This is a genomic window from Nocardioides sp. (genome assembly GCF_030149505.1).
GTDB lineage: Bacteria > Actinomycetota > Actinomycetes > Propionibacteriales > Nocardioidaceae > Nocardioides.
This window is the reverse complement of record NZ_JASBRN010000067.1, coordinates 40345-66963: the sequence shown is the minus strand read 5'-3', so window position 1 is coordinate 66963 and position 26619 is coordinate 40345. Positions and strand designations below refer to the sequence as shown.

The following is a 26619-nucleotide window of genomic DNA, read 5'->3' as shown; positions in this document are numbered from 1 at the left end:
CAGCAGCCGTCAACCTCCAGCGACTTCACAACAACGCACTGACCACCTGAGCACCGCTCCGGGCACCCCCGTGCCCGCCACGTCCCAACACCCATCAGGCAAAGCCCAACAGCCACCTGCTTGAACCGGAACGCCACGCAGCGGGGCTGGAGCCTGTCCCGGACCCGCCCGCTGGCGGGACCGGTGCCCGTGGGTGAGGATCAGCCCATGGTTCTCGGGCTCCCCACGGAGATCTTCGTCCACGAGGTGCTGCGGCTCGCCGCCCTCTCCTCGCTCGCCTACGTCTGCGTCCAGCGCTGGCACCTCGGCCGCTGGGCGCGGCTGGGCGCCGTGTCCGGCTGCGTCGGCACGCTCCTGTACGGCTACTACCTGCTCTCCTGGGTCCTGCTGACCCAGGCCGACATCCGCGGCCCGATCCAGCTGCGTGACTCCGCGGTCTTCGGCACGATCCTCACCTGGCTCGACCTCATGGTCCTGGTCGGCATCGTGGCCGCGGTCGTGGCCGACCGCCCCGGGTTCGACAAGCGGCTGCCGGCCACCCCGGGGTACGACGAAGCGGCCCCCGTCACCGGCGACCAGCCGCCCCGGGCCTGACCGGCCTCGGCCGGCCGGCACCGACGGCGGGGACGCGTCCGGGATCTCGCCCGGCGCGATCTGCGGGTCGGGCTCGGACGGCGCGGTGGTCATGAGTCCTCCCCGGGGGCGGGGTCGGGGTGCGGGCCGCTCTGCTCGGGCTCGGCCGGAGCCCCGTCCGGCGTGGGCGGCTCTGCGTCCTGGTCGCCGGGTCCGTCCGGGTCCACGTCGCCGCCGGGCTCGTGGCTGCGATCGGCGTACGGGTCCTGGTCCGGGTCGGCGGGCGGGTGCTCGACCGGGTCCTCGCGAGGGATGTCCATCGGTGGTTGGGTCATCTGCTCCCGGTACCCCGGTCGCGGCCGGCCACCCGTCCCCCGGACCGCGGTCCTCGGTCACCACGTGGGTCCGCAGGTACGGCGTCGCCGCCTCCCGGGTCTGCCGGGTCAGACCAGGTCGAGCATCCGGGCGCGGTGCGCGCCCTCCGTCGGCCGGTAGGCCTGCGCGACCTCGCCGGTGCCGCGCAGCCGCAGCTCCCCGTCCTCGGGGCCGGCGTACAGGACCGCGCCGCGCGTGAGCCGGACAGCGTCGCCGGCGGCGTTGACCACCTCGACCTCGCCGCCGGTGCAGACGAGGATCCGCGGGCCGCCGTCGGGCAGCAGGACCCCGTCGACGTCGGCAGGCGACGTCTGGCTGACCGCCAGGCCGAAGAGCCCGTCGCCGGGCTCGAAGACGTCGGTGCTGGTGCCGAACAGGTCCGGCGAGACCCGTGCGACGCGGGACATGTCCGCCTGGATGCTGGCGACCACCCCGGCCGGCGAGAGGGTCTTGTCGGTGAGACCGGCGCGCAGCACGTTGTCGGAGTTGACCATCACCTCCACGCACATCCCGCGCAGGTGCGCGTGGATGATGCCGGCCCCGAGGTACGCCGCCTCGCCGGGCTGCAGGGTCAGCCGGTTGAGCAGCAGCGACACCACGACCCCGACGTCACCGGGGTAGTGCGGGGCGATCTCGGTGGCCGAGGCGTAGGCCCGCTTGATGTCCAGGCCGAGCGCGAGGCGGCCGTGGCACAACGCGACCACCTCGTGCACCTCGTGCGGGGTCGGCGGCTCCAGCAGCAGCGCCTCGAGCATCCGCACGATGCCGTGGAAGCCGGGGTTCGCGGCGAGCTGGTCGTGCATGCGCTGGGTGACCGGGTGGTCCAGCGGGCCGAGGATCCGCAGGATCTCGGCCGTGGGCCGGAAGCCGACGAGGGTGTCGAACGCGGTGAGCGCGTAGACCATCTCCGGCTTGGGGTTGGGGTCCTTGAAGACGCGCTGCGGCGACTCCAGCGGCACACCCTCGGCCTCCTCGGCCTCGAAGCCCTTGCGCGCCAGCTCGGCGTTGGGGTGCACCTGGATCGAGAGCGGCTTGGCGGCCGAGAGCAGCTTCATCATGAACGGCAGCTCGCCGGCGACCTCGCTCAGGGGCACCGCGCCCTCGGGCCCCTGCACCATCGCCGGCCCCAGCGGGTGGGTGCCCATCCACACCTCCGCCATCGGCTGGCCGGTCGCCGCCCGCCCGATGAAGGAGGGGATGTCGAAGGCCGTGCCCCAGGCGTAGGCCTGGGACGGGCAGTCGAGGAGGTGCATGGGTGAACCCTAGGCGGATCGCCGCCCGGCCGGACCCGTTGCCCCCGAGCTGCGTGGGACGTCATACGGACGGGAGGTCCGTCCACCCTCGGCGTATGACGTCCCCCCGAGGGTCGCGCGGGCAGCGGGGGGACGTCATACGGGCAGAACGTCCCCTGCCGGCGGACGCATGACGTCCCGCGACGCTCCGGCCGAGGATCGGTCCCGGTCAGCCCCGCCCCGCGGCGTACGCCGCCAGCTCGGCCAGCCCGGACGGGTCGTCCAGCGCGCCGGCGGCGACGACCTCGTCGGGCGAGGCCCCGCGCAGGATCTTCTTCACCGGGACCTCCAGCTTCTTGCCCGACAGGGTCCGCGGCAGCGACCGCACGACGTGCAGGGTGTCGGGGACGTGCCGCGGGGAGAGCCGGGTCCGCAGCTCGGCGGCGACCTTCGCAGCCAGGCCGTCCTCGGACGCGCCGGGCGCGAGCGCCACGAAGAGCACCAGCTCGCCGGCCCCGCCCTCGTTGTCCTCGAGGTGGACCACGAGCGAGTCCCTGACCTCGGGCAGCTCCTCGACGACGCGGTAGAACTCGGAGGTCCCCAGCCGCACTCCGCCGCGGTTGAGGGTGGCGTCGGAGCGGCCGGTGATCACCAGCGAGCCGCGCTCGGTGACGGTCACCCAGTCGCCGTGGCGCCACACGCCGGGGATCTCCTCGAAGTACGCCGCGTAGTAGCGCGAGCCGTCCTCGTCGCCCCAGAAGCCGACCGGCATCGAGGGCATGGGCCGGGTCAGCACGAGCTCGCCGACCTCGCCGGTCACCGGGTGCCAGTCGCCGGCGCCCAGCGCCGACTCGACATAGGCCTCGACCCCGATCCCGGGCAGCCGCGCGGGGATCTCGCCCTCCCAGACGGGGGTGAGCGGGGTCGGCCCGACGAAGGCGTTGCAGACGTCGGTGCCGCCGGAGATGGAGCCGACCTGCGCAGTCGGGGATACCGCGTCGTGCACCCACGCGAAGCCCTCGGCCGGCAGCGGGGCGCCGGTGGAGCCGACCCCGCGCAGGCGCGACAGGTCGAGCTCGTCGCCGGGTCGCAGCCCGGCCTTGCGGCAGGTCATGAGGAACGGCGCCGAGGTGCCGTAGTAGGTCAGCTCCGCCTCGGCGGCCAGCTCCCACTGCGACATCAGCGTGGGGTGGGCGGGGTTGCCGTCGAAGAGCACGACGGTCGACCCGACGAGCAGCCCGGAGACGAGGTAGTTCCACATCATCCAGCCGGTCGTGGAGAACCACGAGAACCGGTCGTCGGGCCCGAGGTCGGTGAAGAGCCCGAGCGCGGCGGCGTGGCCGAGGACGATCCCGCCGTGGCCGTGGACGATCGGCTTGGGCAGGCCCGTGGTGCCGCTGGAGAACAGCACGTAGAGCGGGTGGTCGAACGGCACGTCCTCGAAGGCCACGACCTCGCGCTGGTCGGGGTGCAGGTCGTCCCAGAGCACCGTGGTCCGCGCGTCGGTGCTCGCGGGGCCGGTCGAGGTGGCGTCGAGGTAGGGCAGGTGCACCACGGCCCGCACCGACGGCAGCGCCGCGAGCACCTCGGTGACCTCGGCCTCGCGGGAGACCGGCTTGTCGCCGTACCGGTAGCCGTCGACGGCCAGCAGCACCACCGGCTCGATCTGCCCGAGCCGGTCGACGACCGACTGGGTGCCGAACTCCGGCGCCACCGAGCAGAAGACCGCCCCCAGCGAGGCCGCGGCGAGCAGCAGGACGAGGGTCTCCCCCACGTTGGGTGCGTACGCCGCCACGCGGTCGCCCCGCTCGACGCCGAGGTGCACGAGGCCGGCCCGGACGCGCGCGACGTCGGCGCGCAGCTCGGCCGCGGTCCAGGTGCGCTCGTCGCGGGACTGCGACCGCGACACGACCACGACGTCGTCGTCGGCCCGCTCCGGCAGCGCGAGCACCGCCTGCGCGTAGTTGGTCGTGACCTCGGGGAACCAGGTCGCGCTGCCCGGCGCCAGCGGCGGGTGCTCCACCAGCGCGACCGTCGGCTCGGGGAAGGCCGGCAGCCGCAGCTCGCGCCAGACCTCGAGCCACCAGGTGTCGAGGTGCTCCAGGCTCCACTGCCGCAGCTGCTCGTAGTCGTCGCCGAAGTCGACGTGGTACTCCGCCTCCAGTCGCCGGGCGAACCGCCCCAGCCGCGAGGCCTCCCACGGCCCCGGCTCCCACAGCACCCGCGGGATGTCCTGAGCCGCAGCGTCCCGAGATGTGTCGTCGCTCACCCCGCCACCCTAGAGCGCCTCGCCGACACGACGTCCCGGCCCCGATCGACCTACCGTGGTTGACGTGGACAACCGGGTCGCGGGCCAGCCTCCGCTGGTCGAGCAGGCGAGCGCCAGCGACCCCGCACCACCGCTGGTCGAGCAGGCGAGCGTCAGCGAGCCGTCGTCGAGACCCGGCGACCTGACCGCCGACCCCTCGCTGGTCGAGGTGCGAGGCGCGCCCGCGCCGAGCCACGAGACCCTCGCACCCGACAGCAGCGACCGCCCACCCCGCCCCTACCTCCTCACCACCCTCGCCCTGCTGACGACCATCACGGCGATCACCAGCAGCCTCGGCGCCCCGCTGGTGCCGAGCGTGGTGGAGCACTTCGACGTCCGCCTCACCACCGCCCAGTGGAGCCTGACCGCGGCCCTGCTCGCGGGCGCCGTCAGCACGCCGGTGGTCGGACGCTTCGCGTCCGGGCGCGTACGCCGCCCGACGATCCTCGCGGGCCTAGCGACCGTCCTGCTCGGCACCGTCCTCGCGGCCGCCGCGGTGCCGCTGGAGAGCTTCGCGCTCCTGGTCGCCGCCCGAACCCTGCAGGGGGTCGGGATGTCCCTGGTGCCGCTGGCCATGGCGGTCGCCCGCGACGAGCTGGCCGGGGAGCGGCAGTCCCGCGCGATCGCGTGGCTGAGCGTGACGATGGTGGCCGGCGCCGGGCTCGGCTACCCGCTCACGGCACTCATGGCGCTGCTCGGCGGGCTGGTCGCGGCCTATGCGCTGGGCGCGGTCCTGACGGTGATCAGCCTGGTGCTGGCGCTGCGGTTCGTGCCGGGCGCGCCCGGGGTGGAGCCGGCGCGGGTCGACTGGCTCGGCGCTGCCGGCCTCACGGTCGCGATGCTCGCGACGCTGCTCGCGGTCTCCGAGGGCGAGGTCTGGGGCTGGGGCGACCCGCGGACGCTCGGCCTCGGGGCGGTCGGCCTGCTCGGCCTCGTCGGCTGGACGGCGTACACGCTCCGCAGCAGGCACCCGCTCGTCGACCTCCGGCTCGCGACCCGTCCCGGCATCGCGGCGCCCAACCTGGTGGCGGTCATCGCCGGCGTCGGGATGTACTCCCTGCTCACCCTCGTCGTCGTCCTCGTCCGCGCGGACGAGCCCGGCTTCGGCCTCGCCGAGAGCGTGCTCGCCGCCGGCATGGTGCTCGTGCCGTACTCCCTCATGTCGGTCCTCGGCAACCAGCTCGCCCGCCTCGTGCTGGCCCGCGTCGGCCGCCGCACCCTGCTGCCCGCGGGCAGCCTGATGTTCATGAGCGCCACCCTCGCGCTGGCGGTCTGGCACGACCACCTGTGGCAGGCGCTGGCCGTGATGGCGCTCGGCGGGCTCGGCTCCGGCTTCACCTTCTCCAGCCTCGCGGTGCTGATGGTCCCCCACGTGCCCGCCGCGGAGACCGGCTCGGCGATGGCCTTCAACCAGGTGCTGCGCTACCTCGGCTTCACCACCGGCTCGGCCGTCTCGGTCGCCCTGATGGCGGCGTACGGCGGCGGCGAGACCGGCTTCCAGGCGGCGCTCTTCACGATCGCCGGGATCTGGGTGGTCGCCATCGCCGGCGCCCTCCTCCTCGACCGCCGCCCGGCCCCCACCGCTGCTGCTGCTGGTTGAGCAGCGAGGAGCGCCAGCGACGAGCGTCGTCGAAACCGCGTGACCGACCTGCGGCCCGCACCACCGCCCGTCGAACGGGCAAGCGCCAGCGCGCCGCCGTCGAGACCCCGCAACCGGTCCGCCGACCCCGGCCTACGCCGGCGCGACCACCTCGAGCCCGATGGACCCCGCCGCCTCGGCCAGCCGCCGGTCATACGTCAGGATCGTGCGGGCGTCGAGCCGCAGCGCGCCCTGGAGGTGCAGCGCGTCGAGGGACCTCAGACCGGCACCACCCAGCAGGCCCCCGGCGGTGAAGTCCGCCTTGCGCAGCACCGTCAGGGACACGGCTGCCAGCAGGTCGGTCACCACGGACTGGTCGAGTCCGTGCCGCAGCCCGACACGTCGCATCTCCGTCTCCAGCAGCTGCGTCGAGACCAGTGGCTCGGCCAGGTCCCGCAGCCAGGACAGAAGCGTCGGCGCCTGCGGCTCCGCGCGGAGGATGACGGCGAGCGCGGAGCTGTCGACGTAGACGCTCACACGCGGTCCTCGCGCAGCTCCTGGAGCGTGGCCTGGAGGTCGACGTCCGCAGGCACGATCCCGAGGAACTGCTCCCACCCACCCACACGCGTCGCCGGTCGATCGAAGCGGACCGGCGGCTCGGGCTCGTCGAGCGGCACCAGCCGCCCCACCGGCACCCCGTTGTTGGTCAGCACGAACGACTCCCCCGCCACGACCCGCCGCAGCACCTCGCCGGAGCGGTTGCGCAGCTCGCGCTGGGACAGCGTCTCCTCGTCCATCCCCTCACCGTAGCACCCGTGCGACACCTCGATCTGGCTCATGCCCTGGACGCTACGGAGACCCTCCGACGCTTCGCACCGCGCAGTCCACAGGAAACCTGCGGGCCCGCGAGCCGTCCACAGGTACGCCGCGGACGGCCGTCGTCCACAGCCGAACCCGCTCCCGCGCCTCCCCCGCCGGCTCGCCTGCAGGCTGCCGGCATGACCAGCGAACCCTTCCGCTCCATCACCAGCCGACTGACCGAGGCGGACCACCGCGCCGTCGCCCACTCGCACGAGGCGGAGCTGCGCGGCGACTGGGCCGAAGCAGTCCGGCTCCACCTGTCGGTCCCCTACTTCCGGCACTCCAGTCACGGAGAACGTCTCCGTGTGCTGGTGGAGCTCGGGGACTCCGCACCGTCCTGGATGGTGGCGCGCCACCTCACCCTCGTCGCCCGTCGGCGTCCGCAGCGCGAGCACGCCGAGCTGCGGCGGGCGCTCGGGACGGCCGCCGCGATCGCGTACCCCGACGGCTTCGACATCAGCGTCATGGGCTGCCGCTGGCCGGAGCAGGTCCCCTCCCAGCTCTTCGGCCGGGACTGGGTGGCGCACCAGCTCGACGTCCACGAGCTGGGGGCCCTCGACGACCTGCTCCATGACGCCGACTCCGACCTCCTCGACCGCGCGGGGTTACGCCGCTGGATCGGCGCCCCCATGGGTGGGTTCCGTGTCGGTCCCGCCGCCGGCGACGTTCTCGTCCTCACCGACGCCCACACCGGGGAGGAGCACCAGGTCCTCGACCTCGGACTCACCGAGCAGGTGCCCGTCGGTCGGCACGTTCTCGGCAGGCTGGTGCCCACCGATGCCGAGCCGGGGCTGGTCCTGGACTGGCGTCCCCTGCCGATCGACGAGGCGACGGCGACCGCGGTTGCGCGCAACCCGCGTGAGTGGTCGCACATCCTGCAGATCCGCTGCCACGCCGGGCGCATCCACCAGTACTTCTCCTTTCTGTCCGAGGCGGCCACCTGCAGCGACCTGCCCCACCAGTCGTGGACGGCATTGCTGGGCCGCGGGCACGACCATGACCTAGGGAATGGCGACCAGGAGCCCGGCCGGCTCGTGGGCCAAGCCCTCGACGAGGCGCTGCGGCTGGCCAGCCGGGGCCCAGACGACGTGCGTCCGCTCCGACACACGATCGCGGACCTGCTGCTGGACCCGCATCTGACGCTCGAGCGCCTCGCCCGGCACGCCTCACCCAGCAAGGCCCCCCGCTGGCAGGTGCTCGCAGAGACGCTCCCCGACCGAGCACGTCCGCGTGTCGAGCAGATGCTGCTGTGGTGCGAGCTGCCCGCGACGGGCTGACCCTCTCGTACCGCAGAATCGACTCAGCGCTCCACCGGCCACCGCTCCAGCGCCCAGTCCCAGTCGACCCGTTCCTGCTCGAGCCGGACCCGGTCGGCGTACCTGTCGGTGACGAGGTCCTCGTAGACCGACGCCTCGACCCCGGTCAGCCGCGTGAGCGCAGCCGAGGTGGGGGTGGGCTCGGCGACCCACCTGTCCCGGTGCTCCAGCAGCGTGTCCCGGTCCATGAGGAAGGACCGGGTCTGCGGCAGCCAGGCCCGCAGCTGGTCGAGGATCGCGAAGCCGTGCGTGTCGAGGTCGCCCCAGTAGTGGACGGGCACGTCGGCGAGCCACGGCAGCCGTCCCGCCCTCGAGACCCGGAATCCCTCACCGAAGATCACGACTCCGTCCCCCGGCACGGGCGCAGAGAGGAAGGTCGTCTCGTTCTCCACCACCACCGCAGAGGACAGCAACGCAGGTAGCGCAGCCAGATCCTGGACGGGCGCGGTGACGTCGCGGAGGGCCAGCCCGGGCACCACGTCCGCACCCAGGCGCAGCCGCATCCGTACGGGCTTGGTGGCCAGCCCGAGCGCCTCGACGAACCCCTCGGGCGAGCCCGGCACCCCGAGCACCCCCGCGATCAGTCCCCGGTGCCGCTCGACCAGCTTGGTGTCCACGCCCGGCGCGGTGATCTCACGTAGGTGCCGGCCACTGCCGCGTGCGCCCCGCAGCCACTCGACGGCAGCCAGCAGCGGCGGCCAGGCTGCCTCGTCCACCTCGAACGATGCGTGCGGGTGGGCCATCACCCAGGCACGCACGGCCGCGTCGACGGACACGCGCGCGCACAGGGCTTCCCACCGCGCGACGTCGTCCTCGACCCCGAGCAGCCGCCAGGCCTGATCGTAGGAGGACACCACCGCGCGGACCGGCAGCTCGGAGGCGCCGATCGTGCGCGCGCCGACCGGTCGCCGGACGAGGTCGAAGCGGCCCGGGGCGGCACGCTCCAAGGCGGACGCCCAGGACCGCGCCGCAGCCAGGTCCTCGCCCAGCTCGCGCGCCCGTGGCCCGCGCAGTGGCAGATCGAGCATCTCGAAGGGCAGGCCCTCGGCGTACGCCGTCAGCAGCGCGCCCGAGAGCCAACGCGGCCGGAGCCGGGCTGCGACGTCCTCGGCCGTCGACCACGCGCCCTCCCCCCGCGCACCGACCGGGCGGACGGCTCCCCGCTCACCCATGGGCGGCAGCCCGCTGGGCGCGGTACTCCTCGATCGTCAACGTCTGGACCCGTGAGTCCCGCCCGTCACGGTTGTCGACGAACCCGATCGCCGCGACGTAGGGCTCGATCACGTGCACCTTCTGCAACGGCGTGACGATCAGTAGCTGCAGCCCCAGCCGGGCGAACAACGACAGCGCATAGCGGGTGGAGAGGTCCGAGCCGCGGCCGAACGCCTCGTCGATCACGGCGAACCGGAAGTCGCGGGAAGCCGTCGTGCCCCACTCGAGCTTGAACTGGTAGGCCAGGGAGGCCGCCAGGATCGTGTAGGCCAGCTTCTCCTTCTGCCCCCCGGACTTCCCGTCGGAGTCGCGGTAGTGCTCGTGCTCCTCGCCGGTCTCGCGGTCCAGCTCGGCGGCGGAGAAGGTGTGCCACGTGCGGACGTCGGTGACTCGGCGGGTCCAGGCACGGTCGGCCTCGGTGTGTCCGTCACGACCGCGGAAGCGGTCGACGATCCGCTTGACCTCGAGGAACCGCTGCTCGGAGTACTGGTCGGCGTCACCGTCCAGCGCACCGCGCGTCACCGCGCGCAGGGCGTCGCGGAACTGGCGCACGTCGGAGTTGGTCGTCGGCTCCACCACCAGCCGGATGAACCGGCCCGGCGAGTAGTCGATGGCACCCAGCGACTCGTTGATCCGCTCCACGCGGTCACGGATGTCGTCTGCCTCCCGGCGCAGCCACGCGCTCAGCCCGGCGAGGTCGCGGATCGCGTTGGTGTTGAGCTGCTGCTTGAACTCGGCCTCGAAACGAGGCAGGTCATCGCGGCGTACCCGATCGTGGAGAGCGCGGAACTCCCCAGCGGCAGCGATCGAGGCGTCCATCTCGGTCGTCACCGCCGGCCACTGTGCCTTGATCGCCGTCATCTGGAGCTGGGCGGTGGTCGCCACCCCGTTCATCTGCTGCTGCAGGCGCTCCATCGTCGAGGTCAGGTCACCGGCCAGCTCGGCGGCCAGGCGGTCGCACGACTCGGGGTCGGTCACGTCCCCCGCCCGCACCGCGAGCGCGTCGTACTCCTCACGGGCCAGCCCCACCAGCTCCTCACCGGCAGCGGCCAGCACCTCGCGAGCCGCCGCCACTCCCCGGTCCGCGCGGTCGATCTCGGACTCCGTCACGCGGATCCGGCCGTCGGCGTCCGAGCGGGCCTCCTCGAGCGCGACGATCTCCCGCGCCAGGTCGGACAGCGCGCGGTCCAGCTCGGCCAACCTGGAGGACCCGTCGAGGAGCCGCTGCCGCTCCTCGGCCGCCTCCTCGGCCTGCCGACTCGGCGTGAGGACGTCGAGGTCGGTCCAGGTGTCGAACTGGGCCAGGTTGCTCAAGGCTTGAGCACGGCGGCGTACGCCGTCGCGCTCGACCTCCACCTCGTCGACCGCTCGCTCGGCGACAACGACCTCGCTCCGCAGCCGTTCGAGCTCGGCTTCGAGGGCTTCGACCTTGCGGGCGTTGGAGCGGCCGAGGATCCACGACCGCGGGTCGTCGACCCGGCTGCGATCGTCCTTCTCGTGTCGGCTCCCCGCGCGCACCTGTCCCTCGCGGGTGACGGCTCGGTCGGCCTCCACCAGCTCCGCCACGGTCTCGACGCAGCGGTGGTCGGCTCGCCGACCGAGCTCGCCGGCGAGGAACGTCGCGAACGGCCCCGGCTCGACGACCAGGGTGTCCCGCAGTCGCAGGTGCTCTTCTCCGGCGTCGGGCTGCAACCGGACCTGGCGCTCCGGGACCCGGTGGTAGACCACCCTGGCTCGCAGGTGGTGCTCGTTCACCCAGCGCGCCACCTCGCGGTAGTGCCGCTGCGGCACGAGCAACGAGAGCCCGAAGCCGCGCAGCACCCGCTCGGCCGCACCCCGCCAGGCCGCATGCTCCTCGGCGACGTCGACCAGCTCACCGACGAACGGCACCTCGTCCTCGTCCAGGCCGAGCCCGGCACAGAGTCGGGCGCGCAGGGCCAGGCTCTCCCGAGGCAGGCTGGTGCGGCGTCCCGCGAGGCTGGCGAGGTCGGCGTCGAGCTCGTCGGCCTGCTCGTGCAGGCGGGAGCGGTGCCCCATCGCCTCGGCGAACGCGGCGTCCAGCTCGCGCTGGCGAGGCGTGGTCCGGTCGTAAGCGGCGCGCGCCTGGACCGACCGGGCGTGGAACCCGTCGGCGTCGGCCACCGGCTCGAGCCCGGCCTCGGCCAGCAGCGCGGCGTACCGCTCCAGACGGGTCCGGCGCTGCTCGACCAGCCCCTGGAGCTCCTTGACCTGCTGCTCGAGGTCGGCGACCCGGTCGCCGCCGGCGGCAGCGCGTTCGCCGATCAACCGCTCCTGGCGGGCGCGAGCTGCGCCTAGCCCCTCGACGGTCCCGGCCCGCTCGGCGCGCACGGACTCCAGGTCCGCGGCCAGGGCGGCGCGCAGCGCCTCGAGCAGGGTCAGCCGGCGTTCGGTGAAGAACAGCCCCACGGCGTCACGTTGCCGCCGGGTCGCCTCGCGCTCGGCTGCCAGGGCGGCGTGCTTGTCGCAGTTGACCAGCAGCGGCTCCAGGGCAGCGAGCTGGTCGCGAGCACGACGCACCGCGTCGTGGGCCCGAGTGAGGTCCTCGACATGGGCAACGATCCCGGCGATCCGCTCACCGGGGTCCGAAGGCTCGAGCATGTGGGTGCGGACGAAGTCGTTGAGGTTGCCGACCGACTTCATCGACACCGTCTGGTGGAACAGCTCCATCGCCTGCTCGGAGGCGATGCCGAGCAGGCGTCGGACCTGGGTGCCGTACGCCGGGAAGTCCTTGTCGACGCGAGCGCCCGACTCCCGCAGCCGCTTGCGCAGCGCGGTGAGGTCGGAGCCGAAGCCCGCGAAGTCGGTCTCGATGCCCAGCTCACGCTCGGCGGTGACGAAGAACCGCTCCGGCTGCCCCGCCCGGTCCCGCTGGGTGAAGACCTGGGCCAGGGTGACGGGCTCGTCCACGTCGTCGTTGGCGAAGACGCCGAGGATGACGGAGTAGGAGCGGTGGTCGCGCAGCCCGACCGGCCGGGAGGTCCCGCTGCTCTCGATCCGCTCGGACTTGTAGTGGCCCTCGACGTAGGAGCGCAGCGAGCGCTCCTTGGACTCCGCGCCCGCGGCCTTGTTGTAAGCGATGCGGTGGGCCGGCAGCAGCAGCGTGGTCACCGCGTCCACGAGCGTGGACTTGCCGCTGCCGATGTCGCCGGTGAGCAACGTGTTCTCCCCGTCGAGGCGCAGCGTCCAGACCCGGCCGTGGAAGGTTCCCCAGTTGAGCACCTCCACCCGGTGCAGGCGCCATCCCACGCGCGCCGCCGAGGAACCACCGAGCTCCAGGGCGGAGAACAGCGCGTCACTCATCGCGACCCGCCCCCGCGGACGCGCGGTAGTCCTCGAGTCGCCCCGCGAAGTCGGCCAACGTCTGCGCGTCGACGTAGGCCTTGAGGATGCGGCGCACCTCGAAGGTGTCGCGCTGTCCCCGCAGCCGCCTCAGGAACCCCAGGTCGACGACCTTGGTGATGGTGGCGTCGACCTGGTCGAGCTGCCGGGCCTGGTTGGAGGAGTCGGCGAGGAAGAGCGAGACCATCTCGGCGATCTGCTCGCGGGTCAGGATCAGTCGCGCCTCCTGGCCGGTGGACTCCCACTCGACCATCCGCTTGCGCAGCAGGACGAGCATCAGGCTGACGGGGTAGGAGAGGCTGCGCCGGTTGACCAACCGTGGCAACCCGTCGTCCTCGTCGCGCGCCCGCAGGTAGGCGTAGCCCTCGGTCTCGTCGACCACGACGTCGACACCGATGGTGTCGAAGTGGTCGCGGACCGGCGCACCGTGACGCAGCAGCGTCTGCCAGGCGGCCTCGTGGGTCTCGCGGTACACGACGCCGCGCATCAGCGTGATCACCGCGACCGAGGTGGCGGTCTCCTGCTCCGACCTCATGCGGCACCTCCTCCTGACTCGCGACTCACGAGCGGCTCACCGTCGCCTCCGGCATCCGCACCGTCCGCTCTCCCAGTCGCGGGTCCTGCCACGACACCATCACCGTGCGGGACTCGTCGAGGTCGACGCGCAGGTCCTCCTCGCTGAGCGCGAGGTAGCCGACGAGCTCGGCCAGCCCGTCGCGCAACGGGTAGAGCTCGACGACCTCGTGCAACAGTGCGGAGCTGCGCGGGGGCACGACGGTGCGGACCTGCTCGGCCAGCCGTGCGGTGTCGACGAAGGTCTGGGCGAACAGGCCGCTGGTGTCGAGGTCGCTGACGTCCCCGGAGGTGACGGTGGAGTCGACAGCGCTGGGCGGCCGTACGTCGTAGAGCGGCCGCTCGAAGGGCAGGTTGACCGCCACGCGGGTCTCGTCCAGCTCCAGCCCGCTGCTCGGTGGAGCGCCGCGGACGGCCAGGGCGGCCGTCTCGATCTGGCGCACGATCTCGAGGACCCGCCGGTTCTCGACCCAGACCTGGTCGTCGAGGAAGCGCCGCAGCTGCTCCGACAGCGACCGCACGACCGTTTGCGTGCGCTCGGCGGCGTCGTACCAGTCGTGGTGCACCCGCCGGACCCGCGGGTCGACAGTGATCTCCTCCAACGCGCGCACCTGCTCCAGCAGGTCGGCGAGCTCCTCCTGGCGGTCCTGGGAGAGCAGGAAGTCGTAGAACGCCTGGAAGCTGCGGCCCTGGTCGGAGCCGGCGATGTCGGCCCGGTCGGTGACCAGGCTGGCCAACAGCTCGCCCTTGCCGGCGTCCCAGGTCGCGATCCGCTCCCGGGCGGCGCGGTCGAGCGCCCGGAAGTTCTCCTCCACCTCGCGGAAGTCGGCGAGCAGCTCACGGGCGGTGCTGGAGAAGAACTGGTACCGCTCGCGCAGAGCGGCGCCCTCCATCACCTGCACGCGGCCGGCCTCGACATCGGCGATCTGGGCGTCGATCTCCTCGCGGCGGCGGCGCAGCTCGGCGAGTCGGGTCTCGGGGTCGGCCTCGGCACCGTGGACCATCTGACGTAGCAGGTCGACCAGCAGGTGCAGCCGGGACTCGGTGCCGATGCTGGGACGGGCGCGCAGGGTGCTGACCCAGGCATAGGCCTTCTCCAGGGCGGGCGTGGCGTCGTAGTGCACCTCGTCGCTGCCGGCGGGATAGAACCGTCGCAGCCAGGCGGAGTCCGGCGCGGCCCAGTCGTCGAGGTAGGTGACCGGCGCGGCGGCGTACCCCTCACCCTCGGGCAGCCGGGCGTTGACGACGTGCAGCAGCTCGTCGCGGGCCTCGACGAGCTCGGACTGCGATCGGGCGCCCGCGTTGTCCTCGACGAAGTGGCGTCCCAGGAAGGCCAGCACCAGTGGGGCGTTGCGGGCCCGGAGCAGACGCCAGGCAGGGCTCGTATCAGCCAGCATCCGGATCTCGTCGAGCTCCACGCGCACCTCCTGTTCGCGCACGAGGGTAGTGCCGGCCTCCGACAGGCCCGGGGCCCGTCAGCCTGTCCGCCCGCGCCCCAGCTCGTAGGTCACCTCGAACCACTCCGCGACGTCCGCGATCTCGAGGCTGTGGTCCAGCCCGACTGCCCGGACGAACATGTTCGCGTGCACCGTCGGCACGTAGCCGAGGTCCACGCCGTTGAAGTCGAGGAAGGCGACGGCGGCAGCCCACGCGGTGCGCTTGTTGCCGTTCTCGAAGACCTGCCTCGCGGCCATCCCGTGCAGCAGCGACGCTGCCTTGTCGAAGATGCGGGGGAACGCCTCGAAGTCGCCGTACCCCGACCAGGGCCGCTCCAGAGCTGCGTCGAGACCTGCCGCGTCGAGCAGCGCGTGGTTCTCGCCGGTGTCGGCGCAGAGCACCTTGTTGTACTCGACGACGAGTCCGGCGGTCAGCCGCCGACTCACCGGGCCAGGCGCTCGAGGAGCTCGGCGTCCCGCTTACGGATCTTGTCCAGCGCAGCCATCGCCGTGGCGTGATCGACGTCCACGACCTCGTCGCGCTCCTGGCGCGCCTGGTCGCGGACCTCGTCGTCGCTCGCCCGGTGGCTCATGCCCTCCACGGTACGCCGCAGCAGGACGAGCAGCATCCGGCTTTCCACAGCCCCATCCGTCGCCCCTCTGCCACCATCACCCCGTGCTCCTCGACATCCAGCTCGATGCCCGCCCCGACGCCGCCGCCGCCCGCGCGGCCGAGCTCGCCACGACGGGGGTGGAGGGCCTGTTCACCTTCGAGGGCCCCCACGATGTCTTCTTCCCCCTGGTCGCGGCCGCGACGGCGGGCGTCGACGTCGACCTGATGACCAACGTGGCGATCGCGACGCCGCGCAGCCCGATGCACCTGGCGCACGCGGCGTACGACCTCCAGCTGCTCAGCAAGGGGCGGTTCCGGCTGGGGCTCGGCAGCCAGATCAAGCCGCACGTGGAGAACCGGTACGGCGCCACCTGGTCGCGCCCGGCGGCGCGGATGCGCGAGGCGGTGCTGGCGACCAAGGCGATCCTCACGGCGTGGCAGGACGGCACGCGGCTGGACTTCCGCGGGGAGTTCACCAAGCACACGCTGATGCCCCCCACCTTCGTCCCCGGGCCGAACCCGCACGGCGTCCCGCCCGTGCTCATGGGCGCGCTCGGCCCGCTGATGACGCGCACCGCCGCGCAGGTCGCCGACGGGCTGCTGGTCATGCCGTTCCACTCCCACACCCACATCCGGCAGAACACCCTGCCCGCGGTCGAGGAGGGCCTGCGCGAGCGCGAGACCCCGAGCGAGCTCGCGATCTACCCCCAGGCGATCCTCGCGATGGGCCGCACGCCCGAGGAGCAGGAGCGCGCCGACCTCGGGGTGCGCGGGCTGCTGGCCTTCTACGGCTCGACCCCGGCGTACCGGCCCGTCCTCGACGCCGAGGGCTGGGGCGACCTCCAGCCCGAGCTCAACGCCCTGTCGAAGACCGGCGCGATCATGGAGATGATCGCCAAGGTCGACGAGCGGATGCTCGAGACCCTCGCGGTGCGCGGCACCCCCGAGGAGTGCGCGGCCGAGCTGCACCGGCGCTTCGGCGACCTCACCGACCGGGTCTGCACCTACTTCCCCGGCTACGACCCGGGCGTCGAGCAGGTCCGCGACCTGGTTACTGCTCTGGGCACGGTCACGGCGTGAGCATGATGTGTCACGTCACGTGACACATCCCCAGGACGCGTTAAGTTTTCTCGCGCTTTCTAACACGATGAGGGAAGGCGTCGAGGGAGCCAGGGCGCCGACCTGATCCGCGAGAAGCTGGCGGAGTGGGAGCGGTTCGTCCACGCCGACGACGACCTCGACCCGTTGGTGCGCATGGCCGTCGCGCACCACCAGTTCGAAGCCATCCACCCGTTCTATGACGGCAACGGACGCACGGGCCGCGTCATCAACATCCTCATGCTCATCGAGGCCGGCCTGCTCGAGGACCCCATCCTCTACCTCTCACGCGCCATCATCGCCCGCAAGAACGACTACTGCCGATTGTTCAGGGCCGTCACAGCAGACGGTGCCTGGATCGAGTGGATCCTGTACATGCTCGATGTTGTGCACGACGCCGCCACGTCGACCACCCGGAAGATCTCCGCCATCCGCACCTGTCAGGACGACATCGCCGAGCGGGCCAGGACTGCAACACCGGGCGGCCGCGACGCTCAGTTCCTGGCGGTGCTGTTCGAACAGCCCTACTGCCGCATCAACACCGTCGCCGAGCGCTGCGACGTCTCGCGACAGACGGCCTCGACCTGGCTGCACGCCCTGGTGACCGCCGGCCTGCTTCGTGACACCAAGGTCGGCAGGGAGCTCCTGTTCGTCAACCACGAGCTGCTGGACGTCCTCACTAGACCCGACTGAGTTCGCCTGAGCACAGGACGCGCCGGTGACGCGCACCACCTCTGCGACAAACTGCTAGGGATTGTCGTCAGCGACGACGTCTGTTCTCCTTCCGTCGTACCCGCTCCCTCTCTCTCGGCGTAGGTGGTCGTCGTGCGCATCCTCGACACGGTCGTCGACGCCGTCGTCAGGCCCGCCGTCCAGCCCGCCGTCCAGCAGGCGCAGGTCTCGGTCCCCATGCAGCGCCAGGTCCAGGCGCTGCACCTCTACCAGCGCGGTCACCATCGCGAGCATCTGGGTCGTCGCCATCGTCGGCGCCATCGCCCTCGACCTCCGCCCACCCGACGGTCGAGCGGGCGAGCGCACCCGTGACACCACCCGCGAGTCGTCCCGGCTGAGTCTGTCGCCGTGGCTCAGATCGGTTCCACACCTGCCACGAGCCACTGTCCGTCGGTCCAGACGAGTCTGATCTCGACCGTGCTGACGTCCAGCCTGGGCGCCACCAGCTGCGAGCTGCGAGTCGTCTGGTTGAGATAGAGAAGGACCGTGGCCTCCTCGCCCTCGATCGTCTCCAGCCCGGAGGCCAGTACCTCGGTCGTGAGCACGGCGCGGTACCTCCTGGCCCTCGGTTCGACTGTCGACCCGGTGTACTCGGCGTACTCCCGAGCGAAGCTCGGCGTGAGAAAGGCCCGGGCTGCTTCGACGTCCTCGTCCAGCCGGGCGTGGTCATAGCTCAAGATCGCCGCGGCAGCCTGCTCCGCGACCTCCAGAGCGTCCTGGCGTCGGTCCTCGCGCGTGGACGCCTCGACGGCAGTCCGCGCCAGGAGACCGGTGCCGACGCACGCCAGAGCCAGCAGGAGTGTCACCACCACTCGCCACGTGGACAGGACCTGAGCCTGTCTGGGCCCCGGGCCGGGCATGTCGCGGACCTCCTTCTCGGAGTCGTGCTGAGCCACTCGCTTCACGTGACCGTCGCAATCTCGTCCAGGAGCCACTCGCCCTCGATGCGCTGCAAGGCGAGCCGCAGCCTGAACCGGCGTTCCTCACCCTGCTGTGCCGAACGGTTGTCCACCCTGACGTCCATCGCCACCAGCACCATCACGGAGTCGTCACCAGTGGAGTCGCCGAGCGCTGTCGCCACGACCTCGCCGGCCGACCGCGCCTTCTCACGCCTGATGATGGGTCGCAGCTGCTTCACCGCTTCGCCGAAGCTCGAACGGAAGTTCTCGGTTCCCAGGGCCAGCAGAGCGTCGAAGCTGCCGTCGAGCTCTCGGTAGTCGTACGTGGTGAAGGTCTGGGCAGCCCTGCGGGCAGCCTCGAGCGCGGCGTCACGGTCGTCGGAGTCGTGGGTGGAGGAACGCAGGCTGAGGCCACTCCACGCTGCGACGACCATGCAGGACCCCACCACCAGCACCACCAGGACCACCAGCGGTCGAGCACGCAGCCTGGGCGACCTCACGAGGACCCCCGCCGGGACAGGGAGCCGACCAACAGGTCCTGCCAGCTGACGGCCTGGCTCTCCGGTGCATCCATCCTCCCCAGGACGAGCAGGGGACCGTCGGGACCGCTGACGACCCCCGTCCGCTGGTTGAGCACCACGGACCCGGGGAGAGAGGCGTAGGTGCTCTTCTCCGAGCGGCCACCGTCCTCGTAGGACCGAGTCGGTACGTCGTCGGGGCCGAGCTTGCCCAGGCGTGGGTTGTCCACCTTCTGGGTTGCCGGGTCGTAGGTGTCGCCGGGGAGCTTCGGGACGTTCTGCGATCCACGCACCGTGGTGCTGCTGCCAGGCGGCTCGGCACAGTAGGCGTTCAGGTTCGCGCGCTTGTCCGGGTTGCCCAGCTGCTCGACCGGCTCGGCCTGCACGGACTTGACCGTGCCGGAGTACCCCTCCGAGGTGCACACGCCGCTGGAGTAGTCCAAGGCCACGTCGAAGTGCACGAAGCCGTCGCCCTGCACCACGTTGAAGGTGTCCTGGATGAGCCGGGGAAAGGCGACGAGGAAGACCCGCACGCCGTCCAGGCGCGCCTCGACGATGTCGCCGACGGTCAGCAGGTCCTGCATGAGCAACGGTAGCTGCTGGTCGTTGTCCTTCACCAGGTCGATGACGTCGGGGAGGGTGGCCGACGTCTCCCGGATGAGTGACCGGACCGAGTCATCGGCGGCTGCGACCTCGTCGGTCACCAGCTCCAGGTCCCGGGCCCACGCCTCGAGGGCGCGTGAGGTGTCTCGTTGGGTACCGAGGACGGTGCGGCCGTTACTGAGGACCTCACGCGTGTCAGGCAGCGCGATGGTGAGGTCTTCGACGATGTTGTCGGTCTCCTCCACGATGGTCCTGAGCTCTGGGCCGAGCCCGCCCAGACCCTTGCCGACCTCGGCCACCACCGTCCGCAGCGCCCGCCTGTCCACCGACTCGACGAGCTCCTGCACGCTGAGCAGGACCCCGTCGAGACGCGGCGGGATGTCGGTCTCCCCACGCTCGATGACATCGCCGTCGGCCAGGAACGGTTCGCCGACCTGGTTCGGCTGCAGGTCGACGTACTGCTCCCCGATCGCGGAGCGGTTCTCCACCACGGCTCGCACATCGCGGGGGACCTCGCTGTCCGGCTCGAGCGCCATCACGATCGAGACCCCGTCGTCGGTCAGCTCCACAGCGTCCACCCGGCCGACCGCCACGCCCCGGTAGGTCACCTCCGCGTTGGGGAAGATGCCTCCGGCGTGGGCGGTGGTGGCCCGCACCTGGATGGGACGGTTCCACAGGTAGCGATCCAGCCCGACGTACTGGACGCCCACGATGGTGGTACCGAGCGAGGCGATCACCAGGAACACCAGGAGACGCAGGCGGTAACGACCATGGCTCATCGCCCCAGACCTCCAAGCCCTTCGAGCAGCTCGCGCCCGCCCATGACGTCGGGAGGCGGACTCGACTGCTTCGTGCGACCCGCTGATTCGGGTACCGGAGTGAGGGGTCCCCGCACACAGTTGGGGCCGAACTGGCCGCACTGGATGCGTGGCTCAGGGTCACCCAGCGCTGGTCCGGGCCCGAAGCCATCGCGCAGCAGCGCGGCGAGGTCGATCTCCAGCTCGCCCGACAGTTGCACGTAGTCCCCGGCGATCCCGCCGTAGATGTTGCGGGCGAACGGGTAGGTCAACAACGTGTCCAGGGTGTCGAAGAACGACGGTGCTGCCTTGGCGATCTCAGTGAGGATCGGGTCCAGCAGGCGCAGGTTGGCCACCGTGTCGGCCTTCGTGCGCCCGATGACCCGGCTCGCCACCTGACCGAGGCCGTCGAGCTCGGCGAGGGCTTGGGTCAGGGCGCGCCGCTGTCCCGCCAGCGCCTCGATGCCCGAGGGCAGCTCATCGAGGGCGCTCTCGACCACCACGCGGTCGGCGGCCACGGTCCTGCTGAACTGGTCCAGTCCGTCGATGGCGCGCACGATGTCGCCCCGGCGGCGGTTGAGGGTGGCCACCACGGCGTCCAGGTCGCGCAGCCCGGTCCGCACCGTCTTCTCGCGGCCTTGCAGCGCCAAGTTCAGCTCGCGGGTCACGACCTCCAGCTGGCCGATCCCGCCGCCGTTGAGTAGGGCCGATGCCCCGCTGAGAAGTGTCTCCACCTCCACCCCGGCGCCCGTCCTGGACAGAGGAATGACCTCCCCCTCCCTCATCGCATCTGGCGGACCGTCTCCAGGACTCTCGAGCTCGATGTACTTCTCGCCCAACAGGCTGGTCTGCTCGATGCTGGCCGTGGCCTGTCGAGGGATCTCCGCGTCCGGTTCGATCGTCAGGACCGCTCGGGCGGCGTAGTCATCGGCGAGCTCGACGGAGCTGACCACTCCCACCTTGACGCCGTCGAGCTTCACCGTCGCCAGCGGGACCAGGTCCAGGACGTCGTCGAAGACCGCGGAGATCTCGTAGCCGTCCTGGACCCGCGACCCCGGTAGCCCCACGTCCTGGAGCTGGGGGGCCCGTGAGCATCCGCTGGTGGTCAGCGCGGCCACGACGGCGACCATCAGCCATCGTCTCATCGTCGTCCTCCCGAGCCTTCGACGACTCCGTCACCGAGCTCGGCGCCCTCACCGAGGGGCTGGGGCAGCCCCTGGAGCAACGGTTCCACCGGATCGACGAGCGTGTTGACGATGGGGCACAGCCGACCCAGGCCGTTGCTGGAGATGAGCTGGCAGAGCACCAGGCTCGGGTCCGTCGTCAGGGTGCCGTTGACGGCGATGCGCGCGGTGAGCGCGGACGTCTGCGGGTCAAAGGTCCCGATGAAGTTCTGCAGTGTCACCGGCGCGAGGTTGAGTGTCTCGCGCAGGGCCTGCTCCTCCTTGAGAATGGTGCGGGTGACATCCAGGAGACCAGCCGTGTTGCGCGTCAGCGCCGGACCGCTGTCCCGCACGAGCGAGCGGACCTCCTGCATCGCGACGGCAAGTCCATCCACCGTTCCCACCAGAGCGTCACGTTGCGCCGCCAGGCTGCCGGAGACTGCCTCCAGCGTGGAGGCCAGTCGGCGCACCGGGGCATCACTGGCTGCCAACGCCCGGGTCAGTTGAGCAAGATTGGTGAGGGTCGAGGCGAGGTCATCGCCGGTCCCCGAGGCAGTCTCGACGGCGCGGCTGAACTCGGTCACGGTGTCGTTGAGTCGCGAACCGTTGCCCTTCAACGTCCGTGAACCCGCCTGGAGGAGATCGTTGAGGGCTCCGTCCCGGTTCGCCCCACGCGGGCCGAGTGCTGTGGACAGGTCCTGCACCTCTTGCAGGACCTCGTCGACCTCCACCGGGACAGCAGTGCGTTCCAAGGGGATCTCGCTGTCCGGCTCGAGCGCCGGGCCACCGCTGTAGACGGGCGTCAGCTCCAGCCGACGGTCGCTGACCAGCGTGGGGGCGACCACGACCGCCCGGGCCTGGGCCGGGATACGCAGGTCGTCGTCGACGGTGAAGCTCACCTGGACCGCAGTCCCTTGGGGCTCGAGGCCGGTGATCTCGCCGACCTTGACCCCCAGCACACTCACCTGGCTGCCCACGTACAGGCCGACGGTCCGTGGGAAGACGGCTCGGTACTCGGCGCCGCTGCCGGTGACGGCGGGGGCGGCTGCCACAGCTCCGGCGGTCGCGAGAACACCCACGACCAGCCACACGGCGATCCTGCGGCCTCGCGCCCACCGCTCCTCCATGCTCACCGGACGGCTCCATCCTGCTGGGGGGGGTCGGGGACGACCTGGGGGGTCAGGCCGAAGAGGGCGGCGTCGAACCAGCGACCGTTGCCCAGCACGGTCGTGTAGTAGCGCAACAGCGGGGCGTACAAACGCACGCTCTCCTCCAGGTCGCCCTTGTTGCGTCGCAGCGTGGCAACCGTGGTCTGCAGCTCCTGCAGCGCAGGGCTGAGGTCTTCACGGGTGGCCCTCACCGTGGCTGTGATCTCCTGGGCAAGGCGCTGCGTGGCGTCGAGGAGTCTCTCGATGGCCAGGCGTCGCTGCTCCAAGACCGACAAGAAGGCGCCGGCGTCGCGGACCAAGGCGCTGATGGTCTGCGAGCGATCCGCCAAGATCCGGGTGACGGAAGCAGACTTGCGTACGAGGTTCTGCAGCTCCTGGTCGCGCCGTGAGACCACGCGGGACAACGACGCCACACCGTCGAGCGCCTGCCGGGTCTGGGGCGAGGCCCCATTCAGCACCTCGGTGACGGCACGGAACGAGGATGCAAGGGCATCAGTGTCGATGTCCTGCACGCGCCGGGTGAGTCCACCGAGAACGGCTTGGAGGTCGAAGGGCACCTCGGTGCGCTCGATCGGCACCCTGTCGCCCTCGAGCTCGCCGGTTCCTGCGGACGTCAAGGCGATGTACTCGGTGCCCAGCAGCGTCTCGACCTTCAGGGCAGCGCGGGTGGCGCCGCCCAGCTCGACGCCGTCGTCGACCTCGAGCGAGACGGCCACCACCTCGTCGGCGAGAGCGAGGTCCTTGACCGTTCCAACCTTCACCCCGGAGATCCTGACGGGGTCGCCTGTCTTCAATCCGGCAGCATGAGCCAGCTCCACGACGATCTCTCTCTTCCCGAAGAGACCATTGATCCGGCCAGCCGACAGACCAGCACCCACCATGAGGGCGAGCGCCATGATGCCGACCAGACCGAACAGCGGCAGGCTCCTTCTCCTCATGGCCGACACAGCGCTTCGTTGTTGCGGAGTCCAGGGGCTGTGATGGACGGCGTGTTCGGCAGTGTCAAGGTGATGTCCAGTTGGCAGACGAAGAAGTTGAGGTAGCCGCCGTAGCTCGCGGCCCGCGTGAACGAGTTGAGCTTGATCGGGAGCAGGTCCACCAGCTCCTGCAATTGGTCCTTGGTGTCGGCGAAGGCCGATGCTGCCGCACGCAGCGACGCGATGTCTCGAGTGAGGGGAGGACGTGCCTCTTGGAGCAGGTCCGCAGTGGACGTGCTCAGGTCCGCGATCCCGTCGAGGACCCCCCCGATCACGACGCGGTCCTCTGCGAGGCCGGAGGACAATCGGCCCAGCTGGTCGACCAGGGCACGCAGGCCGTCACCGCGATCGTCCACGGTGTCCAGCACCACGTTCAGGTTGTCGATCACGCGGCCGATCACCACGTCGCGCTCAGCGAGATCTTGGGTCAGGGTGGCTGTGTTGGCGACCAGCGACGCGACGGTTCCGCCCTCACCCTGCAGCGTGCGCACCACCTGGAGGGCCAACTGGTTCACCTGCTCCGGGTCGAGGACGTTGAAGATCGGTCGGAAACCGTCGAGCAGGACGGTCAGGTCGAGGGCCGCCTTGGTCCTGCCCAGCGGGATGGTCCCGCCCGGCTGCAGCAGGTCGTCAGCCGCGGTGCCTGGCGTGACGACCAGGCTCAGGTATCGGGCTCCGACCAGATCGCGGTAGCGCAGCTCGGCGCGCGTCTGCAGGGGCAACTGCACTGATTCATCGACCGTGAACTCGACCACGGCACGTTGGTCGGCGTCGAGCACCACGTCGTGGACCCGGCCCACCCGGACGCCGGACATCCTCACCTCGTCGCCGGGAACCACCCGGGTGGCGTCGGCGAACACGGCACGGTAGGGAACTGGGTCTCTCGGATTGGTGCCGGCGATGGTGGAGAACAGGATGCCCGTCGTCCCCAAGGTCAGGGCGAGGAAGCCGATCAGTCCCAAGGTCGATGCCGGCGGTCTCCGGAAGCGGGGTCTCACTGGTCCTCCTTCGTCCTCAGGCCGGAGGTGACGTTCGCCACCATGTCGAAGAAGGGCGAGAGCAGGCCGTCGCTGGTCTCTGCGCTGCTCTCGGGCAGTGGGAGGTCGAGGCTGTCGAGAAGGCCTTGAGGAAGATCGAGCCCGGGGAGAGGATCGCGCTCGCCGTCCTGCTCCTGCTCCTGCTCCTGCTGCTGCCCCGTATCAAGCGGAGTAGCGGGGAGTCCGAGCAGTCCGCGATAGGAACCGATCAACGCCAACGCCGGCGCGGGGATGTCCGCGTTGGGTGTGCCCCCGATCGCCTCGTCGGTCACGACCGGACACGATGGCCCGAAGGCCTTGAGCTCCTCCAGCAGCTTGGCCTGCAGGGGCTCGTTGGGAGCGAAGCCTCGGGGATACACGCCGCGGGTCTGGCCGAGACGCAGCCGTCCGCGGATGACGAACGGGCCGTCGTCACCCCCGAAGACGTCGTAGATGCGCTGGATGGCCAGCTTGGCGCCGTTGAAGACGCAGTCGAACTCCGGGGAGTACTCCTCCAGCAGCGCCAACGTCGGACGAAGACTCTCCATCAGACCTACCAGCGTCTCCTCGTTCTCCTCCAGCAGGACCCGCACCCGCCCGGAGACGTCGCTGGTTCCGCGGAGCGCGGCCGCCACATCGCCGATCTCGTCCCGCACGGTGCTGATCGTGGTGACCGCGTCCCCGGTGATGCCGAGCAGACGCGGAGCCACTCGTGCGTAGACGGCCGCCACGTCAGCCAGCAGCGTGAGATCCGCCTCGAGATCGGGAAGGAACGTGCGGGCGCTGCCGGCGTACGCGGCCACCGAGTCCAGGGTCCTGCCCAGGTCGGCTCCGTTGCCGGCGAGGGCGAAGGCGAGGCTCGACGTCGCAGCGTTGAGATCCGCCGGCCTGACGGTGCGCAGGAGCGGGTCGAGGGAGTCGAACACCTCTTGGAGGCGGACCGAACGACGAGTCATGTCCTGGGCGATGACCGTGCCGGCGCGGATGGAGTCGTCGGCGCCCTGGGGCACGAGCTCGACGTACTTCTCACCGAACAGGGTCTTGGGCACCAGCCTGGCTGTGACGTCGGCGGGCACCTTCGCGGCGAGCTCCCGGTCGAGGGCGACGGACAGCAGGACATCACCCTCCGCGGTGGGTGACAGCTCCTTGACCTCGCCCACCCGAACGCCGTTGACCTTGACGTCCGCCTGCCGGTCCAGCTGCTCCTCGGCCCTCTCCAGTCGGACCTCCACCATGACGGTGTCGGCGAAGACCTTCTGGTAGCTGGCGAACGTCAGGCCGACTCCGGCGACACCCATGGACAGAGCCAGAAGTCCGAGCAGCGGGTAGCGGATCGAGCCTCGGGAGTTGCTCATCCGGCGATCCTGACGGTGGTCGTCGATCCCCAGATGGCCATGCTGAGAAGGAAGTCGAGCACGACGATGGCGACGATGGCGAAGCGGACCGAGCGTCCCACGGACATCCCCACGCCCGCAGGTCCACCTGAGGCGGTGAAGCCGTACCAACAGTGCACGAGGATGACCATCACCGCGAAGACCAGGACCTTAAAGACCGACCAGGCGATGTCCTCGGGCGGAAGGAACAGGTGGAAGTAGTGGTCATAGGTTCCCTCGGACTGGCCGTAGACCAGCGTCACCACCGATCGTGTGCTCAGGTACGACGCGAGGAGGCCAACAAAGTACAGCGGGACCACCGCCAGCATCCCGGCCCACACGCGGGAGGCGACGAGGAACGGGATCGGGGAGACTGCCATCACCTCGAGAGCGTCGATCTCCTCCGAGATCCTCATCGCTCCGAGCTGCGCGGTGAACCCGCAGCCCACCGTCGCCGAGAGTGCGACGCCGGCGACCAGCGGCGAGATCTCCCGGGTGTTGAAGTAGGCCGAGATGAAGCCCGTCAGGGCGGAGGCTCCGATCTGCTCCAGCCCCTCGTAGCCTTGGAGACCGACCTCGATGCCGGTGAAGAAGGACATCGCCACCACGACACCCACGCTCCCGCCCAGAGCCGCCAGAGCGCCTCTGCCCAGTGCGACGTCTCCCACCAGGCGGAGGGTCTCCATGCGATAGCGCGTGATGGAGAGGGGCATGGCACGCACGACCGCCCAGGTGAAGGATGTCAGTCTTCCCAGCTCGTCCAGTCCTCCGATCGCTCGGCGTGCGACTCGGGGGATGCCTGGTCTCGAGCGAGCAGGAGTAGCGCTGACCATGGG

At 71.1% G+C, this 26619-nt stretch carries 26 protein-coding genes; 5 read left to right on the top strand and 21 right to left on the bottom strand.

Going from position 1 to position 26619, the window contains the following annotated elements; translation table 11 throughout:
* Window positions 1-207 precede the first annotated feature (207 nt).
* Window positions 208-594, top strand: coding sequence for a hypothetical protein (locus Q1V71_RS14835; RefSeq protein ID WP_300644725.1), 387 nt, complete (start codon window positions 208-210; stop codon window positions 592-594).
* Between the two features lie 89 nt (window positions 595-683).
* On the opposite strand, the gene Q1V71_RS14830 is transcribed toward Q1V71_RS14835, so the two are convergent.
* The 3 genes from Q1V71_RS14830 to Q1V71_RS14820 all read right to left on the bottom strand — a co-directional run bounded on the left by Q1V71_RS14830 (window position 684) and on the right by Q1V71_RS14820 (window position 4449).
* Window positions 684-893, bottom strand: a complete 210-nt coding sequence (locus tag Q1V71_RS14830) for a hypothetical protein (RefSeq protein WP_300644724.1) — start codon at window positions 891-893, stop codon at window positions 684-686.
* A gap of 123 nt (window positions 894-1016) precedes the next feature.
* The gene (gene manA, locus Q1V71_RS14825) at window positions 1017-2201 is read right to left on the bottom strand and encodes a mannose-6-phosphate isomerase, class I (RefSeq protein WP_300644722.1); all 1185 of its coding nucleotides are present in this window, start codon (window positions 2199-2201) and stop codon (window positions 1017-1019) included.
* Window positions 2202-2409: 208 nt separating this feature from the next.
* Window positions 2410-4449 carry an acetoacetate--CoA ligase gene (locus Q1V71_RS14820; RefSeq protein ID WP_300644721.1) on the bottom strand — a complete coding sequence of 680 codons (2040 nt, stop codon included), beginning with the start codon at window positions 4447-4449 and terminating at the stop codon, window positions 2410-2412.
* Window positions 4450-4513: 64 nt separating this feature from the next.
* Here Q1V71_RS14820 and Q1V71_RS14815 point away from each other — a divergent pair, with 64 nt between their 5' ends.
* Window positions 4514-6088 carry an MFS transporter gene (locus tag Q1V71_RS14815; protein WP_300644720.1) on the top strand — a complete coding sequence of 525 codons (1575 nt, stop codon included), beginning with the start codon at window positions 4514-4516 and terminating at the stop codon, window positions 6086-6088.
* 132 nt (window positions 6089-6220) lie between these two features.
* Here the strand turns inward: Q1V71_RS14815 and Q1V71_RS14810 are convergent, their stop codons facing one another.
* The gene (locus Q1V71_RS14810; protein ID WP_300644718.1) at window positions 6221-6604 is read right to left on the bottom strand and encodes a type II toxin-antitoxin system VapC family toxin; all 384 of its coding nucleotides are present in this window, start codon (window positions 6602-6604) and stop codon (window positions 6221-6223) included.
* Window positions 6601-6906, bottom strand: a complete 306-nt coding sequence (locus Q1V71_RS14805; RefSeq protein ID WP_300644717.1) for a type II toxin-antitoxin system Phd/YefM family antitoxin — start codon at window positions 6904-6906, stop codon at window positions 6601-6603. The genes Q1V71_RS14810 and Q1V71_RS14805 overlap by 4 nt, the downstream gene beginning before the upstream one ends.
* Before the next feature lie 159 nt (window positions 6907-7065).
* On the opposite strand from Q1V71_RS14805, the gene Q1V71_RS14800 reads away from it, so the two are divergent.
* Window positions 7066-8205, top strand: coding sequence for a hypothetical protein (locus Q1V71_RS14800; protein ID WP_300644716.1), 1140 nt, complete (start codon window positions 7066-7068; stop codon window positions 8203-8205).
* Window positions 8206-8228: 23 nt separating this feature from the next.
* Here Q1V71_RS14800 and Q1V71_RS14795 read toward each other — a convergent pair whose 3' ends face one another.
* From Q1V71_RS14795 to Q1V71_RS14770, 6 genes are read right to left on the bottom strand one after another with little or no spacing between them, the layout of a single operon-like run.
* Window positions 8229-9416, bottom strand: a complete 1188-nt coding sequence (locus Q1V71_RS14795) for a DUF3322 and DUF2220 domain-containing protein (protein ID WP_300644714.1) — start codon at window positions 9414-9416, stop codon at window positions 8229-8231.
* Entirely contained in the window at window positions 9409-12777 is a 3369-nt protein-coding gene (locus tag Q1V71_RS14790; RefSeq protein ID WP_300644713.1) for an ATP-binding protein, read from the bottom strand. The genes Q1V71_RS14795 and Q1V71_RS14790 overlap by 8 nt, the downstream gene beginning before the upstream one ends.
* Window positions 12770-13351 (bottom strand): DUF4194 domain-containing protein, encoded by a 582-nt coding sequence (locus Q1V71_RS14785; protein WP_300644712.1) that lies wholly within the window; start codon window positions 13349-13351, stop codon window positions 12770-12772. Before Q1V71_RS14785 ends, Q1V71_RS14790 begins: the two co-directional genes overlap by 8 nt.
* Window positions 13352-13376: 25 nt before the next feature.
* Window positions 13377-14807, bottom strand: a complete 1431-nt coding sequence (locus Q1V71_RS14780; protein WP_300644711.1) for a DUF3375 domain-containing protein — start codon at window positions 14805-14807, stop codon at window positions 13377-13379.
* 57 nt (window positions 14808-14864) lie between these two features.
* A complete protein-coding gene (locus tag Q1V71_RS14775; protein ID WP_300644710.1) occupies window positions 14865-15272 on the bottom strand; it encodes a Fic family protein in 408 nt (135 codons plus the stop codon).
* Window positions 15269-15454, bottom strand: a complete 186-nt coding sequence (locus Q1V71_RS14770; RefSeq protein WP_300644709.1) for a hypothetical protein — start codon at window positions 15452-15454, stop codon at window positions 15269-15271. The genes Q1V71_RS14775 and Q1V71_RS14770 overlap by 4 nt, the downstream gene beginning before the upstream one ends.
* A 47-nt stretch (window positions 15455-15501) precedes the next feature.
* On the opposite strand from Q1V71_RS14770, the gene Q1V71_RS14765 reads away from it, so the two are divergent.
* Window positions 15502-16518, top strand: coding sequence for a TIGR03617 family F420-dependent LLM class oxidoreductase (locus Q1V71_RS14765; RefSeq protein WP_300644707.1), 1017 nt, complete (start codon window positions 15502-15504; stop codon window positions 16516-16518).
* A gap of 102 nt (window positions 16519-16620) precedes the next feature.
* On the top strand, window positions 16621-17229 hold the full coding sequence (locus tag Q1V71_RS14760; protein ID WP_367280154.1) for a Fic family protein: 609 nt from the start codon (window positions 16621-16623) through the stop codon (window positions 17227-17229).
* Between the two features lie 54 nt (window positions 17230-17283).
* Here Q1V71_RS14760 and Q1V71_RS14755 read toward each other — a convergent pair whose 3' ends face one another.
* From Q1V71_RS14755 to Q1V71_RS14710, 10 genes are all read right to left on the bottom strand, one after another.
* A complete protein-coding gene (locus tag Q1V71_RS14755) occupies window positions 17284-17529 on the bottom strand; it encodes a hypothetical protein (protein ID WP_300644706.1) in 246 nt (81 codons plus the stop codon).
* A 92-nt stretch (window positions 17530-17621) separates the two neighbouring features.
* Entirely contained in the window at window positions 17622-18074 is a 453-nt protein-coding gene (locus Q1V71_RS14750; RefSeq protein ID WP_179532147.1) for a hypothetical protein, read from the bottom strand.
* A 95-nt stretch (window positions 18075-18169) separates the two neighbouring features.
* A complete protein-coding gene (locus tag Q1V71_RS14745) occupies window positions 18170-18625 on the bottom strand; it encodes a hypothetical protein (protein ID WP_300644705.1) in 456 nt (151 codons plus the stop codon).
* A 38-nt stretch (window positions 18626-18663) separates the two neighbouring features.
* Window positions 18664-20067 carry an MCE family protein gene (locus tag Q1V71_RS14740; RefSeq protein ID WP_300644704.1) on the bottom strand — a complete coding sequence of 468 codons (1404 nt, stop codon included), beginning with the start codon at window positions 20065-20067 and terminating at the stop codon, window positions 18664-18666.
* Window positions 20064-21215, bottom strand: coding sequence for an MCE family protein (locus Q1V71_RS14735; RefSeq protein ID WP_300644729.1), 1152 nt, complete (start codon window positions 21213-21215; stop codon window positions 20064-20066). Before Q1V71_RS14735 ends, Q1V71_RS14740 begins: the two co-directional genes overlap by 4 nt.
* Before the next feature lie 11 nt (window positions 21216-21226).
* The gene (locus Q1V71_RS14730) at window positions 21227-22375 is read right to left on the bottom strand and encodes an MCE family protein (RefSeq protein WP_300644728.1); all 1149 of its coding nucleotides are present in this window, start codon (window positions 22373-22375) and stop codon (window positions 21227-21229) included.
* Between the two features lie 2 nt (window positions 22376-22377).
* On the bottom strand, window positions 22378-23355 hold the full coding sequence (locus Q1V71_RS14725) for an MCE family protein (protein WP_300387679.1): 978 nt from the start codon (window positions 23353-23355) through the stop codon (window positions 22378-22380).
* The gene (locus Q1V71_RS14720; protein ID WP_300387663.1) at window positions 23352-24356 is read right to left on the bottom strand and encodes an MCE family protein; all 1005 of its coding nucleotides are present in this window, start codon (window positions 24354-24356) and stop codon (window positions 23352-23354) included. The genes Q1V71_RS14725 and Q1V71_RS14720 overlap by 4 nt, the downstream gene beginning before the upstream one ends.
* A gap of 32 nt (window positions 24357-24388) precedes the next feature.
* The gene (locus tag Q1V71_RS14715) at window positions 24389-25765 is read right to left on the bottom strand and encodes an MCE family protein (protein ID WP_300387661.1); all 1377 of its coding nucleotides are present in this window, start codon (window positions 25763-25765) and stop codon (window positions 24389-24391) included.
* A complete protein-coding gene (locus Q1V71_RS14710) occupies window positions 25762-26616 on the bottom strand; it encodes an ABC transporter permease (RefSeq protein ID WP_300387659.1) in 855 nt (284 codons plus the stop codon). The genes Q1V71_RS14715 and Q1V71_RS14710 overlap by 4 nt, the downstream gene beginning before the upstream one ends.
* Window positions 26617-26619: the final 3 nt, after the last annotated feature.